At 45.2% G+C, this 14,820-nt stretch carries 13 protein-coding genes; 11 read left to right on the top strand and 2 right to left on the bottom strand.

Features of this window, described 5'->3' with window-relative positions; genetic code table 11:
* The first annotated feature begins 219 nt into the window (after positions 1-219).
* The 10 genes from QWV57_RS10140 (at position 220) to phaZ (ending at position 12,580) form a co-directional block, all read left to right on the top strand.
* Positions 220-999 carry a 3-hydroxybutyrate dehydrogenase gene (locus tag QWV57_RS10140; RefSeq protein ID WP_015375065.1) on the top strand — a complete coding sequence of 260 codons (780 nt, stop codon included), beginning with the start codon at positions 220-222 and terminating at the stop codon, positions 997-999.
* Between the two features lie 34 nt (positions 1,000-1,033).
* The gene (locus tag QWV57_RS10135; RefSeq protein ID WP_015375064.1) at positions 1,034-2,209 is read left to right on the top strand and encodes a thiolase family protein; all 1,176 of its coding nucleotides are present in this window, start codon (positions 1,034-1,036) and stop codon (positions 2,207-2,209) included.
* Positions 2,210-2,453: 244 nt separating this feature from the next.
* On the top strand, positions 2,454-5,693 hold the full coding sequence (locus QWV57_RS10130) for a BTAD domain-containing putative transcriptional regulator (protein ID WP_015375063.1): 3,240 nt from the start codon (positions 2,454-2,456) through the stop codon (positions 5,691-5,693).
* A gap of 394 nt (positions 5,694-6,087) precedes the next feature.
* Positions 6,088-7,332, top strand: coding sequence for a substrate-binding domain-containing protein (locus tag QWV57_RS10125; RefSeq protein ID WP_015375062.1), 1,245 nt, complete (start codon positions 6,088-6,090; stop codon positions 7,330-7,332).
* Positions 7,333-7,420: 88 nt separating this feature from the next.
* Positions 7,421-8,170 (top strand): ABC transporter ATP-binding protein, encoded by a 750-nt coding sequence (locus tag QWV57_RS10120; protein WP_015375061.1) that lies wholly within the window; start codon positions 7,421-7,423, stop codon positions 8,168-8,170.
* Complete coding sequence (locus QWV57_RS10115; protein ID WP_015375060.1) at positions 8,171-8,875, top strand: ABC transporter ATP-binding protein; 705 nt, start codon at positions 8,171-8,173, stop codon at positions 8,873-8,875.
* A gap of 18 nt (positions 8,876-8,893) precedes the next feature.
* The gene (locus QWV57_RS10110; RefSeq protein WP_015375059.1) at positions 8,894-9,760 is read left to right on the top strand and encodes a branched-chain amino acid ABC transporter permease; all 867 of its coding nucleotides are present in this window, start codon (positions 8,894-8,896) and stop codon (positions 9,758-9,760) included.
* 32 nt (positions 9,761-9,792) lie between these two features.
* Positions 9,793-10,770: a branched-chain amino acid ABC transporter permease gene (locus QWV57_RS10105; RefSeq protein ID WP_081132892.1), complete on the top strand. Its 978-nt coding sequence runs from the start codon at positions 9,793-9,795 to the stop codon at positions 10,768-10,770.
* 35 nt (positions 10,771-10,805) lie between these two features.
* Complete coding sequence (locus QWV57_RS10100) at positions 10,806-11,672, top strand: alpha/beta fold hydrolase (RefSeq protein WP_015375057.1); 867 nt, start codon at positions 10,806-10,808, stop codon at positions 11,670-11,672.
* A 14-nt stretch (positions 11,673-11,686) separates the two neighbouring features.
* Entirely contained in the window at positions 11,687-12,580 is an 894-nt protein-coding gene (gene phaZ, locus QWV57_RS10095) for an intracellular short-chain-length polyhydroxyalkanoate depolymerase (RefSeq protein ID WP_081132893.1), read from the top strand.
* 254 nt (positions 12,581-12,834) lie between these two features.
* Here phaZ and QWV57_RS10090 read toward each other — a convergent pair whose 3' ends face one another.
* Positions 12,835-13,362: a YceI family protein gene (locus tag QWV57_RS10090; RefSeq protein ID WP_015375055.1), complete on the bottom strand. Its 528-nt coding sequence runs from the start codon at positions 13,360-13,362 to the stop codon at positions 12,835-12,837.
* A 157-nt stretch (positions 13,363-13,519) separates the two neighbouring features.
* On the opposite strand from QWV57_RS10090, the gene QWV57_RS10085 reads away from it, so the two are divergent.
* Positions 13,520-13,891, top strand: a complete 372-nt coding sequence (locus QWV57_RS10085; RefSeq protein WP_015375054.1) for a MurR/RpiR family transcriptional regulator — start codon at positions 13,520-13,522, stop codon at positions 13,889-13,891.
* A 23-nt stretch (positions 13,892-13,914) separates the two neighbouring features.
* Here QWV57_RS10085 and QWV57_RS10080 read toward each other — a convergent pair whose 3' ends face one another.
* Positions 13,915-14,814 (bottom strand): response regulator, encoded by a 900-nt coding sequence (locus QWV57_RS10080; RefSeq protein ID WP_060788777.1) that lies wholly within the window; start codon positions 14,812-14,814, stop codon positions 13,915-13,917.
* Positions 14,815-14,820: the final 6 nt, after the last annotated feature.

Raw genomic sequence — 14,820 nt, 5'->3', positions numbered from 1 at the left:
TTTCGGGCTCTTCACCAAAAGTTGTACTTGATTTTTTCTGAACATACCCTATTTACGCTTGTGAGGGAAAATCAACAAATCAGTGATTTTTGCACATCTTTGTGCAGGAAACCGTATTGCTTGTCAAGTACATGTTGTGGTGAAGAGCCAAATTTCGTTTTATTGAGGCATTGAGGGCACCACGTTTTGATGAAACATCGGTGGGAATAGGGGGATCAGATGGTGGTAAAAGGCAAAGTAATGTTTATTACCGGAGCAGCGAGCGGAATTGGGTATGAAATGGCGAAAACCTTTGCTGAAAACGGCAGTAGAGTCGTGCTGACAGACATCAATAAAACAGCCGTGGAGAAAGCGGCTGAATCGCTGCAAAATAGCGGGTATGAGGCGATTGGCTTAAAGTGCGATGTCACATCTGAAGAAGAGGTTAAAATGGCCTTGGATGAAACGTTGAATCGATTCGGGCGGATTGACATTCTGATTAACAATGCGGGATTGCAGTATGTAGCCAATATTGAAGATTTTCCGACGCAGAAATTTAAACAACTTATTGATGTTATGCTCGTAGCCCCATTCATGGCTATTAAACATGTTTTTCCGACGATGAAGCAACAAAACTATGGCCGTATTATTAACATCGCATCCATTAACGGCTTGGTTGGGTTTGCCGGAAAAGCGGCGTACAATAGCGCGAAGCATGGGGTCATTGGTTTAACAAAGGTGGCGGCCCTTGAAGGAGCACCGTATGGAATTACTGTCAATGCCCTATGTCCAGGATACGTTGATACACCGCTTGTCCGCAACCAATTGAGTGATTTAGCTGCTACAAGAAATGTTCCGTTAGAAAAAGTATTGGAGGAGGTCATTTATCCACTTGTGCCGCAGCGGCGTCTGTTGTCGGTTGAGGAAATTGCAAACTATGCGATGTTTTTAGCGAGCGAACAAGCAAGAGGTGTCACCGGGCAGGCGGTCGTAATCGATGGAGGATATACGGCGCAGTGAAGATTGTATGTGATGAAGAAGGGAGCGACAGAGAATGAGAGAAGTGGTCATTACAGCGGCCGTGCGTACGCCGATTGGAACATTTGGCGGCGTCTTTAAAGACCTGTTGCCGACGGATTTAATTGTTCCTGTTTTAGAGGAAGCAGTAAAACGCAGCCAAATTGAGAAAGACGAAGTAAACGAAGTGATTTTAGGTCATTGCATTCAGAGAACGGATATACCCAATACAGCAAGAACGGCTGCCTTGCTAGCAGGATTCCCTCATACAACAACCGGTTTTACGATTCAGCGCCAGTGCGCTTCTGGAATGCAAGCAGTTATTTCGGCGGCTATGCAAATTCAAGTCGGGCTGAGCGATGTGGTCATTGCCGGCGGTGTTGAATCCATGAGTTCTAGTCCGTATATATTAAAGCAGCATCGTTGGGGAGCGCGTTTACAGCACCAGCAAGTCCGTGATAGCGTTTGGGAAGTTCTTGAGGATCCGATTCACCATGTGATGATGGGAGAAACAGCCGAGAATCTTGCGGAACGGTATGGGATCACAAGGGAGGAGCAGGATGAACTGGCGTTGTTAAGCCATCGGCGAGCTATTTTGGCGATGGAATCGGGATACTTTGATTCTCAAATTGTTCCGATCACGGTAAAAACACGAAAGGAGGAGATAGTCGTAACAAAAGATGAGCATCCACGAGCCGATGTGACGAAAGAAAAATTGGCTTCCTTAAGACCTGTATTCCGAAAAAATGGGACGGTAACAGCAGGGAATGCATCGGGAATTAATGACGGTGCTGCTGCGCTTGTGCTCATGTCTGCCGAGTATGCACAGCAACGAGGGATCGAGCCGCTTGCAAAAGTAGTTGGTTATTCTGTTGCCGGAGTGGATCCTCTAGTGATGGGACGCGGCCCGGTTCCAGCGGTACAAAAAGGATTAGAAAGGGTAAATTGGACGTTAGCGGAAGCCGATTTAATTGAAATCAATGAAGCATTTGCTGCTCAGTATTTAGCTGTAGAAAGGGAACTGCGTTTAGATAGAGATAAAGTGAACGTAAACGGAAGCGGCATCAGCTTGGGACATCCGATTGGATGCACAGGAGCGCGTATTGTCGTCAGTCTTATTCATGAGTTGCAGCGCCGTCAGCTTGAAAAAGGAATTGCCTCTTTATGCGTGGGCGGTGGAATGGGAACGGCGGTGTTTATTGAGGCTTTGTAAAGACTGGGCATAATATTTGTGAGGTGTTCCTAGAGTCAAAAATCGAACAACGAAGGGAGTCCAAAAGCGTCTGCTTTTAGGCTCCCTTGATCTATTTTTTGTTTCTTTCTCCTTTGTGGAGCAATTCACAACAATGGCATGAAAATCGAGTAGGATTTTTTCTGGCAACTGTCGAATAATCCACTATTGAGAATCTAGAGATGTGCTCAGTTCAACAGGAATTGTTCATCAGAGGGGGGATTGAATGAACTATCTATCTTCAGTTATAGAGACAAAGTTTATTCCGCCTTATCTCAAGGAAACGGTGATTGTACGCCCATCCTTGATGAAAAAATTAATTCGTATGAAAAATTATCCCCTCACCATTATTCACTCGGGACCGGGTTATGGCAAAAGTACATCGTTGGCTTTGTTGCTTAGCAATTCATATACACCGTTTTGCTGGTATACGGTTTCAGAACAGGACGATAACTTTTTTCCTTTTCTTATCCATATGGTCTATTGTGTTCGTACGTTATTTCCTGATTTTGGAGTGGAACTGCTGACGGTCCTTGAACAAGAGGCTTCTTCTAACTATGATCAAGAAAAAGTTGAATTTATTTGTTCAAAGTTTATTAATGAGATGAAAGCCCTTCGCGAGGAATTTATCCTTGTACTCGATGATTTTCACTTGCTTGACCGTTCGGAATGGATCAGTCAATGGATGAAACTGTTTATCGTGCACAAGCCAGCGAATGTTCATCTTGTGATCTCAAGCAGAGGCCGCCCTCCTTGGGATATTTTAGAGACGATGAAAGTCAAAGGGGAAATGTTAGAAATCACGGAGAAGGACTTAGTATTTTCGAGAGAGGAAATAGATGTCTTGTTTTCTGATTCCTACGGAATTCCTTTGGACTGGGAGACTGTCGAACAAATCTATACTATGACAGAGGGATGGATCATCGCTATCCAGATGATTTGGCACCAAATGAAAATGAAGCCGGATTATTCATTTTCTAACACTCAATCGGCCTCTATGGATGATTTATTTCGTTTTCTGGCTTTAGAAGTGTTTTTTAAGCAGCCAGACGTGGTGCGTGATTTTTTAGAGCGGACCAGTGTGTTTGAAGAATTCTCGGAATCGGTTTGTCATCTATGGTTTTCAGAGGAAGATACACGTTATATTTTAGACTACTTAATGAGGCAAAATTTATTTATCAATCCGATTAGTGAGGGACGATACCGTTATCACGCATTGTTCCGGGAATTTCTGCAATCACAAATCAGTAAAAAGGCAGACGTTTTTTATCATACTCATCAACAAGCTGCTGATTATTATATTCGTTCGCAAAACTACGAAAAAGCGATCCTTCATTTGTTAGAGATCAAGGAGTACGAGCGGATAGCTGTCATCCTTCAGCCCAACGGCAGATCGATGTTGGAAGAAGGGAAAATCGAGACACTTCTCAAAGTTCTTCTTCAAATTCCCGAACATGTAAAAAACCAGTACTATATGCTTTGGTTTTATCAAGGGGAAATTTATCGATATCGATCACAATACGAAGAGGCCCTCGATTGCTATCGACGGATGGAAAGCCATGCGGAGACAGCAAATGATGAAATAGGTATGGGTTTAGGGGTCGAAGGACAGGCACGGGTATATCTTGATACGGTGCAACCGAGCAAAGCAGATCCATTGTTAAGAAAAGCGGTTTTATTACTAGATCATCCACCCTTGGATTGGCTTGACGGGAATGAGAGAAAACGATCGCTTTACGTTCTCATGGCTGAAAATTTGCTGAATATGGGGAATACTGCGGATGCGGAAAAGTGGTATTTACAAACCAAATCGTTTGAATATGGCACAAAACATCTAAAAATGATTGAATTAGAAGCGCGACTCTATTTAAGAACAGGGCGGCTTAAACAAGCGAAAGAAATCTTGAAAAACTATAGGGAAAAACAAAACCAGCAGTTATATTTATCGAGAGCTCATCGGACCAGTGAAATTTTACTGGCGCTCATTTGTGTGTATATGGGAGAGATCAAAGAAGCCAAAAAACTAGCTGAGTCAGGAATCCTCCAAGGGATCAAATGGAAAGCTCCTTTTGTTGAAGCTTGCGGATGGATGAGAAAAGGACACGCTCTGCAGTTGAATGATGTATATGAACAAAAAATGGCTATTCAGTGTTATGAAACAGCGATCTGTATGATGGATGACATGAACATTTCACGCGGAAAAGCAGAGCCTTGGATGGGATTATGTTTGTTGTATGGAAGAAGCGGATGCTATGATCTAGCGTTGGAATGTGGGATGAGAGCGCTTTCGGAAACGGAAAAGGTCAAGGATATTTGGCTGTCATCATTTATTCTCCTTGCCCTAGGAATCGCATCATATTATGGCGGTGATATTCAAAAAGCGCGACAAATGTTCCACCAGTGTTTATCGATGTTTCGTCAATGCGGTTGCCAATACGGTTTAATGGTTTCATATTTTTGGATCTCGTTGCTTGAATTTGAGCAAAAAAACGAACAGGCATTTCATGCATCCTTTGGACAATGTTTGCATCTTATCGATGAGCAAGACTATTCATTTTTTGTTGAGAAAAAAACATTGTTTGGTCCGAATGACTTGCAAAGCATCGTACCGATGTTAATGAAAGCGAAAAAACAAGGAATTGAAACACACACCGCCAGTCGATTGCTTGAACGCATGGGGATGAAAGATGTTTCTTTTCATCCCGGCTACACCTTGAAAGTTCGCACTTTGGGAGAGTTTAAACTGTTTTTGGGACAGAAAGAAGTGAGTGAACGGGAATGGAAGCGGGAAAAGGCGAAAGAACTGTTTCAATTGTTCATTACCTGGCGTGGCCAGCTGTTGTCGCGAAGCAAAATATTATCTTTGCTTTGGAAGGATAGTCATGAAGCGGCAGCGGAACGGGATTTTAAAGTGGCATTAAATGCGCTAAACAAAGTCATCGAACCCCATCGTAAAGCGCGTTCGGAATCATTTTTTATCGAAAGACGGGGATTGTTATACGGATTAAACAGCAGGGCGGTCATTGAAATTGATGCTGTCCGGTTTCAAACGCTTATCGAAAAAGGTTTGGAAGAGAGGGATCGAGATGCGGCTGCCGAAATGTTAAAGCAAGGGCTCAGTCTATACCAAGGCGATTATTTACCAGACCGTCTTTATGCGGACTGGTGTGCCGAAGAGAGAGAAAGACTGCTCCTTTTATTTTTGAAGGGAGCAGAGCGGTTGGCGCAAATTAACGTATCCAAGGAGAATTTTGATGAAGCGATTTACTGGTGTAATCAAATACTCGCTAGAGATCGTTGTTGGGAAGAAGCCTATCGGCTGCTGATGTACTGCTATTATCGGAAAAACAACCGCGCTTATGCGGTCAAGCTATATAAAAAATGTTGCGAGCAATTGAAAAACGAGCTTGGCGTCGAACCGTTGGAAACGACAAAGCAAATGTTTGAAATGATTACAATGAATTGACGGCTCGCTTGTCTGCGATAATATCGATTTTCATGATCTCACGTTATGGTATATCTCCCCATCTAGTCCTATCTATCATTCATCAAGATCGCAAGCAACGTAACGCGAATTTTTGCTGTTGTAGGGGGAGTTTCCTTCAAGGGGCACAGAGTTGTTTTCCTTATCCATGTGGTTGACGTACGTTCAGTTGCTTCCTGGCTCTAAGTATATTAAGTGCTTAAGGGCTGGAAGCAATTTGTTTTGTTAGTAAGTGTCACACTCGTGAATCATATTTGCCCATGTGTTCCGCCGCTTAGCAGGCGGTTTTTTTATGCAGAGGAGCTTGTAACTGAATTGTAACTGTTTTATTCCATAATACATTCAAACGATGTTGAAACCAAAGGGGGAAGGCGAGTTGAAAAGAAAGAAAAAGTTGTTCAACTGGATGGGGTTGCTGGCTGTTGCTGCACTTCTGTTCGTATCGGCGTGCAACGCCAGAACAACCGGAGGCGATCAGGACGATGGAGAAAAAGGAGGTTCTGTGGGCAAAGGAACGATCAAAATCGGTGTGCTTGCGTCCTTAACAGGTGCGTTGGAGGCGTATGGAAAGCAGACGGTTAACGGGTTCGAGCTGGGACTCGATTATGCGACAAATGGCACTCGGGAAGTGGCGGGTAAAAAAATCAAAGTCATTTACGAAGATACGGAAACGAAGCCGGATACGGCCGTACAAAAGGCGACGAAACTGCTCGAAGACGACGGCGTGGATATCCTTGTCGGTTCCAGTTCGTCAGGGGATACGCTCGCTGTTCTGCCGCTTGCTGAAGAGTACAAAAAGGTGATGATCGTTGAGCCAGCTGTAGCCGACAGCATTACCGGCGCAAACTGGAACAAGTATATTTTCCGCACCGCTAGAAATTCCTCGCAGGATGCGATTGCTGGAGCGCAGGCGATTGCCAAAGAAGGAGTCAAAATTGCTACACTTGCCCAGGATAGTGCGTTTGGACGCGATGGAGTCGCTGCATTTAAAAGAGCCGCTGAAAAATTAGGCGCTCATATTATCTTGGAGGAGTATGCCGATCCGCAAGGAGTGGACTTTACATCGAATATTCAGCGAATCATCGAAAAGAAACCGGATTATTTGTTTGTTATTTGGGCCGGCGCGAATTCTCCTTGGAAACAGCTGTCCGACATGAAGGTGCAAGAAAAAGGCATTAAAATTTCGACTGGCGCTCCGGATATTGCTGCGTTGAAGACGATGGACGGCATTGTTGGTATGGAAGGATTTACAGTGTACCATTACACTCTTCCGAAAAATAAAATTAATGATTGGCTTGTCGAAGAGCACAAAAAACGGTTTAATGGTCAAGTTCCGGATTTATTCACTCCGGGAGGAATGTCTGCGGCGATCGCGATTGTCGAAGCGCTGAAAAAAACAAATGGAGATGCCAGCGGGGATGCGCTCGTGAAGGTGATGGAAGGCATGTCGTTTGACACCCCGAAAGGCAAGATGACATTCCGAAAAGAAGACCATCAAGCGTTGCAGACGCTATATGCCGTTAAACTGGAACGAAGGGAAGGATTTGATTATCCGGTTCCTGTATTGATCAGAGAGCTGACTCCTGAAGAAACGGAGCCGCCGATCATGAATAACCGGTAGTCATCCAAGGGCGGAGAAGGGGTTGATTCACATGCATCGACTGATCAGCCAACCTCCGCCTCCCTGAAATGAGAGGGGAGCTGGGAAAGTGGGAACGATTTTGGAAACGAAACAATTGACGGTTTGTTTCGGAGATCATGTGGCTGTGGACGATGTTAGCATCCAAGTCGAACAGCACCAGTTAAAGTCGATTATCGGTCCGAACGGGGCGGGAAAAACAACGTTTTTTCATTTGTTAAGCGGACAGTTAAAACCAACATACGGACGTGTTTTCTTCAAAGGAGAAGATATCACGAACTTGTCTCCTGCATTAAGGACAAGAAAAGGCATTGGACGATCATTTCAAATTACAAACATTTTTCCCCATCTAACTTGTTTTGAAAATGTCCGCCTTGCTGTTCAATCGAAGGAGAAAGTTTATTTTAACTGGTTTTCGCATGTGAAGCGTTTCAAAGAAATAGAAAGAAAGACATATGAATGGCTGGAGCTCGTTCTTTTGAACCATAAAGCGGGTGAATTGGCCGCTCACCTTGCACATGGAGAAAAGCGGAAGCTAGAAATCGCCATGCTGCTTGCACTAGAGACAGAGCTGCTTCTTTTAGATGAGCCGACGGCGGGCATGTCTCTTGAGGAAGTTCCGAAAATTCTGGAGGTGATTAAAAGAATTAAAGAACAAGGAAATCGAACGGTTTTATTAATCGAACATAAAATCGACATGGTTCTCGATTTATCGGATACGATTATGGTGCTTTTTAACGGGCGGCTGCTTGCTGATGGAAAGCCTGAGGAAATTATCGAAAATGAGCAAGTTCAGTCCGCGTACTTAGGGGGAATGTAAATGGCGCTTCTGAAAGTGGAAGGCGTTCATACGTTTATTCAGCAATATCACATTTTGCAAGGTGTATCATTTGAAGCGCAAGAAGGAAGGGTAACGGTTCTGCTCGGGAGAAATGGGGCAGGCAAAACGACGACATTGCGTTCCATTATGGGATTCTATAAAATCAACCAAGGCACGATCTGTTTTGATGGTGAACCGATTCATACGCTGCCCACTCACGAAATCGCCCGTAGAGGAATTAGCTATGTTCCCGAGGATCAAGGAATTTTTAGCGGATTAACGGTAGGAGAAAACTTAAACATTGCCATGCGGAAAAATGATGAAAACGATATGGAAAGGCTCGATTATGTGTTGAAACTTTTCCCGGATTTAAAAACATTTTGGCATAAAAAAGGCGGCCATTTAAGTGGTGGACAAAAACAAATGCTTGCCTTAGCGAGGGCGTATATTCATGACAGTCGGCTAATGCTCATTGATGAACCAAGCAAAGGGCTTGCCCCGATCATGGTTGAGAAAGTCATGGAATCCATTATACAACTGAAAGAAAAAAGAACAATCGTTCTCGTCGAACAAAATTTTATGATGGCAAGCGCGATTGGCGATGACTTTTACATTATTGACAACGGACGGACGGTGCATAGCGGGCGGATGGAACAATTGAAAGAAGACAAAGAAATGCGCCAACAGTATTTAGGGATTACGTAACAAGGAGGGTGAGATCATATGGACATTATATTCAGTTTAATCATCAACGGCTTGGCGACAGGCATGTTGCTTTTCTTGCTTGCGGCCGGCCTCAGCCTTATTTTCGGCTTGATGGATGTACTAAACTTTGCTCATGGGGCGCTGTTTCTTTGGGGGGCTTACGCCGGGATTTGGATCTATACATTAACCGATAGCTTTTTGCTCGGGATGGTGGCTGCGGTCGCCGCAGGGATTGTTCTTGGATATTTGTTGGAACGGTTCATTATTCTCCCTGTTTATGGAAATCATATTCAACAAATTTTAATCACTTTAGGCGCTATGCTTGTGTTAAGTGAATTGGTGAAAGTATTTTGGGGGCCGAATCAAATCGTGGCACAGCCACCGGAATATTTAGCGGGGAGTTGGGGGATTGGCGATTTCGTATTGATTAAATACAGGCTGTTTGTTATTTTGGTCGGGTTCATCGTATGGATTGCCTTGTTGCTTCTCCTAAACAAAACTAAGATCGGTTTAATTGTCCGTGCTGGTGTGATGAATAAAGAGATGGTACAGGCGTTAGGAATCAATATTCGAAAAGTATTTTTGTTTGTGTTTATTCTCGGGGCATCGATGGCCGGGCTTTCCGGCATCCTCCTTGGGCCGTATTCGGGGGTCATTCATTCGGGGATTGGTTTGGAATACGGAATTTTGGCGTTCATTGTGGTCATCATCGGAGGAATGGGAAGTATGCTTGGTTCGGTATTGGCCTCGGTGCTTGTTGGACTTGCCGGTTCATTTGCAGCTTATTATGTACCAGAGATTTCTGTCGGTGTCAATATGTTGATTATGCTGTTGATTTTGCTGTTTAAGCCGTCAGGATTAGCCGGGGATCAGGGGGCGGTGTAAGAGTGAGTCTGTCAAGGCGTTCCATCTCGTTGATGTGCGTGTTGCTTGTTCTAATCGCGTTGCCTTTTCTTTATGATTCTCGAACATTGCTTATATTGTTTAGCCAAGTTTTTATCTTTGCCGTATTTGCGATGAGTTATGATTTGCTGCTCGGGTATACGGGAGTGGTGTCATTCGGTCATGCCATGTTTTTCGGGATTGGTGCATATACGTTAGCTATTTTCATGAGAAGAATGGACGAATCGACTATGGCTGGCGTGTTTTTGGCCGCTCTCGTGACGCTCATGCTGTCGATGATTCTCAGCTTTACTATTGGTATGTTGACATTAAGGTTAAAAAGCCATTACTTTGCAATGTTGACTTTGGCTGTCGCCGGCTTGCTGATGGTAGTAGCGGAAAAATGGCGGTCCTTGACGATGGGAAATGACGGATTCACTTTTATGGTGCCAGATCCGTTTCGTGATCGACTGTCCTTTTATTTCATTTCCCTCTTGTTTATGGTGATCACTTATTTCTGTTTACAACGGTTTACAGAATCGCCCCTTGGAAGAGTACTAGTGGCGATCCGGGAAAATGAGGCACGCGCGGAATCTCTCGGTTACCGTGTGCTCTATTATAAGGTGATTGTCAATGTGGTGGCCGGCATTTTTGCCGGATTCAGCGGCATTTTATATGCAGTGAGTTTGCGTTTTGTCAATACATCGGTTTTCTCGACTGAGATCACGCTCGATGCGCTGTTAATGACAATCATCGGCGGTGTCGGCACTTTAATCGGGGCCATCATCGGCTCAGGGCTCATCGAATTGGCGAAACATGGTTTGATGGGTCTAGCAAAGGTGCATTGGATTTTTGAACGATGGATGATCTTTTTTGGAATTGTGTATATTCTCGCTGTCATGTTTTTTCCAAAAGGCATTGTCGGGGCATTAGGACAATGGAGAGATCGAAGAAAAAGAAAACAAACGGTTGTACATTCGGTTGCAAAAACGCAGTATGAAAAAACACTTTAGTCCACGGATGGAAAAAGTGAAGGAGATGGAATCTAATGAAAGACAAAAAAATAAAAATCAACGGTATTGATCTTCACCTCGTTGATTTTGGCGGTACAGGCGAAACAATTATTTGTGTCCATGGGTTAACGGCCAACAGCCGTTATTGGGATTCAGTGGCGGAACGTCTGGTGGACAGTTATCGTGTATTAGCCATCGATTTGAGAGGGCGTGGCGACAGCGAGAAGCCGAAATCCGGCTATAATATCCGCCAGCATACTGAAGATATTTTACAAGTTGTTAACCACCTTGGATTAGAGAAAATCATTTATATGGGACATTCCCTTGGCGCATTAATTGGCGCCAGTTTTGCTGCCACCTATCCACAGCGTTTATCTCGCTTGATTCTTGTTGATGGTGGGGTAAATATTGATGAACGAGTATTCGTGAAAATTCGCCCAGCCATTGACCGACTGGATACGGTGTTCCCCGATTTTGACACATATTTGAACGAAATGAAGAAAAATCCTTTTTTTGATGAATGGAACGAATATGTGGAGCAATATTTTTATGCAGATGTCGAGCATCGGTTTGACGGTTCTGTCTGTTCAAAGGTATGTAAGCAAGCGATCATGGAGGAATTGAATATGTTGAAAGAGACATCCATTGATGGATTTTACCAGCACATCAATATTCCAACTCTATTGTTATGGGCTCCCGACTCTTTTAAAGATGGGGAGACGTTTATGGTGACGAAGGAAAAATGGGAACGATTAACATCCTCTTTGCCACATAGTTATTTTGTGGAAATTCACGACGCCAATCATTACTCGATCATTTTATCAAAATATGAGCAACTGGTGGATGAGGTCAAGAAATTTTTGCATGACACTGAAAAGATTTGTTTCCAAAATCAACTCTAAGGGAAGGAAGCAACATGAAACGGATAGGGCTAAAATCAGTTGTATTGCCCAATGGGGAAACGATCGGTTATCGTGAGAGGGAAGGCGGAGAAAAACACGTCCTCCTTGTTCACGGCAACATGGTCTCGTCCAAGCATTGGGATTTGATGTTTGAACAGATGGATGAAACGTATAAGCTGTACGCTATCGATTTGCGCGGCCAAGGAATTTCATCGTACACCTGTCCGATCCACTCACTAAAGGATTTCTCTGAAGACGTCAAGCAATTTGTCGATATGCTTGGCCTTAAAACGTTTTCCCTTGTCGGCTGGTCAATGGGCGGCGGTGTGTGCATGCAATTTGCTGCTGATTACCCGGATCAAGTAGAAAAACTGGTTTTATTGGCTTCCGTTTCTACAAGAGGATATCCATTTTACAAAGTGGATGAGCGCGGGCAACCGATTTTGACGGAACGCTTGAGAACAAAAGAAGAGATCGCCCGTGATCCTTTGCGCAGTGTTCCGATCACTGATGCATACCGAAGAAAGGATAAACATTTTTTAAGGCAATTGTTTAATGCAACGATGTATGTGCATAACCAGCCTTCGCCAGAGAGGTATGAGGTTTACTTAGACGAGGTGTTGATGCAAAGAAATTTGCTTGACGTATACCATGCACTGAATCATTTTAATATCAGTCATTTTGATAATGGCCTAACCAAGGGAACAGGTGAGGTGGATCGTATTGTGGCTCCCACGCTTGTTGTTTGGGGAGAGCATGATCAGGTCGTCACGAAGAGTATGCAGGAAGAGATTGTTCATGATTTTGGCGAGAGAGCCAAGTTTACCATATTATCTAATGCCGGCCACTCACCGTTTACTGATAATCTTGAAGAGTTGTTGCAAGAACTTCAAAGTTTTCTTAGTTAGCGGGATCTATATAGAGCAGGAAGGTGAAAGGGCGAACAAGCCAAAGGCGTCACCGGCCAGGCGGTCGTGATCGATGGCGGGTATACGGCGCAGTAAACTCCCCCTTCGCCTTGCTTGAAGCGGGAGTCTTTTTTCGGGATTGACGATCTAACGTTTTGCCGCATGTCCATGCTGAGTTCAACGCGGCCGTTTTCTCTCGCAACGATAAAACGCCCCCGGCATTTTTAGCGACGGGGGCGTTTCGCTTCGAACGCTCAGCTCAAGGCAAATTCGAAGCTGGCTAGGATTTTGACTTCTTTCCCGACGAGGAATCCGCCAGTTTCGAGCGCGACGTTCCATACCAACCCGTAGTCTTCGCGGTTGATCGTTCCTTCGACATCAAAACCGACCGAGATGCCGCCGGTGAGCGGGTTTTTCACTTGGCCGTTGTATTCGACTTTGAACGTTTCTGTTCTCGTCACGCCGCGGATCGTCAGCTTCCCGGTCACTTCATATTCCGTGTCGGACAGCTTGCGCACGGATTCACTGACAAACGTAATGGTTGGATAGTTCTCGACATCGAAAAAGTCGGCCGAGCGGAGATGGTTGTCGCGGTCGGCGTTTTTCGTGTCGATCGAGGCGGCATCGATCGTCGCTTTGACTTTCAGCGACTCGAGTTCGTTGATGTCGCCTTCGACCTCAACGTCAAAGTTGGTGAATTCCCCTTTCGCTTTGGAGATCATCATATGTCTTACTTGGAAGGCGACAGAGCTGTGCGCTTTGTCGAGTTGGAATGTTGTCATCGCTTTTCCTCCTCTTTATGATTCATATTCGCACCACTATCATAACAAATGTATATCTCGAAATCAAATATTTTTTATTAAAGATTATTAGTATGGAGCACAGGGGGCTTTCCATGATAAGATGAAAGAAAAATGATGTGCGGAAAGGGAGAATAAGATGAATGAAATCGGCCTTTTAGCGAAAATCAAACAGCAAATGGAACGGTTTTCACCGGCGGAAAAAAAGATAGCCGCCTACATTCTCGACCATGCCGAACTCGTGCCGAATATGACGACGAAGGATTTGGCCCAGGCGGCTGACACAAGCGAAGCGAGCGTCGTTTGTTTTGCCTCATTCGTTGCTACTGAAGAGAAGAGCAGTTGGCCTGACGACGGAAAACATTTGACCTGTTTCGCAAGGGGACAGCATCATGATTTAGAAGGCTGGCGATTGAACAGGAAGCGGAGCGTCGTCCCTCGTTTCAAGTTGAGAACCTTTTATAAAACGTCGCTCTTCTTCGCATTCGCGCAACCGCCGGCTTATATATAAAGAAGCAGCTATTTTATGGCCTTTTAGACCCGCTTCAGCTCGAGAAAAAAAGCCGTTAAAAACTTCCGCACATTCATCCGGCATTCCGTCTCCATTTGGCCGCGCTCGAGTTCATTCATCCGCCGGCGGATGTCACCGAAATCAAACAGCCTCGGTGCGAAATGCTCAAACGTCGGGTTCGTGTAGTCAGTCAGGCCGAGGGAAGCGAGATGGGTGAACGCCTGCAGGACGAGGCGGCGGATGCGCTGTTCCATCGCCCGCGCTTCCTTGGCAGTTTCGCCAGGGGGGAGGCCGTATTCCCGCTCGACGAGTTCGGCGTACAGCTCTTTGAGCGGCGGCAGTTCGCGCACAGGCTGGCCTTTTGCTTCCTGTTCTGCCAACCAGCGCACCACGAGAAGCACGTCCGCGCTGCCCGCTTCTCCAGCGACCCCGAGAAGAAGGAGAAGCTGTTCGGCCTGCTGTTCCATGGCGGACGGCTTGGAAACGGCGGTGTCAGCCGTTTGCGGCTCAAGCCCTTTGAGCACTTGACGGATTGACTCGAGCGAGCGGACGGCGGAGAGATGATCGGCGACGCGCTTGAGCACAGACAGCACTTCATAACGGTTGATCGGTTTTTGAATGTACGTGTCAATGCCATGCAAATAGGCTTGGCCGATCATTTCTTTGTTTTCCACTTGCGAGATCATGATGAATGTCCCCGGGAATCCTTCTTGGCGCAGCGCTTTGATCGTCTGAATTCCGTCGCGCCCCGGCATTAACAAGTCAATGAGCACGACGTCTACGTGAAGCAAGTCGGCCGCGCGGACGTTTAGCCCGTCTTCTGCACACCCGACCACCTCACCGAGCCCGGATTCATGAATTAATTTTTCAAGCATCTTTCTGACAACAGGGTCATCTTCGATTAGAAAAAAACGGAGCCCCATCTTCCC

The sequence above is a fragment of the Geobacillus zalihae genome, assembly GCF_030414215.1.
In the GTDB taxonomy this organism is placed as follows: Bacteria; Bacillota; Bacilli; order Bacillales; family Anoxybacillaceae; genus Geobacillus; species Geobacillus zalihae.
Note: the sequence above shows the minus strand (reverse complement) of the source record. Positions and strands in the feature narration are given on the sequence as shown.

Excerpts from the sequence above, each read along its gene's own strand:
- QWV57_RS10140 (WP_015375065.1), top strand. The coding sequence starts at position 220 with ATGGTGGTAAAAGGCAAAGTAATGTTTATTACCGGAGCAGCGAGCGGA.
- QWV57_RS10135 (WP_015375064.1), top strand. The coding sequence starts at position 1,034 with ATGAGAGAAGTGGTCATTACAGCGGCCGTGCGTACGCCGATTGGAACA.
- QWV57_RS10130 (WP_015375063.1), top strand. The coding sequence starts at position 2,454 with ATGAACTATCTATCTTCAGTTATAGAGACAAAGTTTATTCCGCCTTAT.
- QWV57_RS10115 (WP_015375060.1), top strand. The coding sequence starts at position 8,171 with ATGGCGCTTCTGAAAGTGGAAGGCGTTCATACGTTTATTCAGCAATAT.
- QWV57_RS10110 (WP_015375059.1), top strand. The coding sequence starts at position 8,894 with ATGGACATTATATTCAGTTTAATCATCAACGGCTTGGCGACAGGCATG.
- QWV57_RS10105 (WP_081132892.1), top strand. The coding sequence starts at position 9,793 with ATGTGCGTGTTGCTTGTTCTAATCGCGTTGCCTTTTCTTTATGATTCT.
- QWV57_RS10100 (WP_015375057.1), top strand. The coding sequence starts at position 10,806 with ATGAAAGACAAAAAAATAAAAATCAACGGTATTGATCTTCACCTCGTT.
- phaZ (WP_081132893.1), top strand. The coding sequence starts at position 11,687 with ATGAAACGGATAGGGCTAAAATCAGTTGTATTGCCCAATGGGGAAACG.
- QWV57_RS10090 (WP_015375055.1), bottom strand. The coding sequence starts at position 13,362 with ATGACAACATTCCAACTCGACAAAGCGCACAGCTCTGTCGCCTTCCAA.
- QWV57_RS10085 (WP_015375054.1), top strand. The coding sequence starts at position 13,520 with ATGAATGAAATCGGCCTTTTAGCGAAAATCAAACAGCAAATGGAACGG.
- QWV57_RS10080 (WP_060788777.1), bottom strand. The coding sequence starts at position 14,814 with ATGGGGCTCCGTTTTTTTCTAATCGAAGATGACCCTGTTGTCAGAAAG.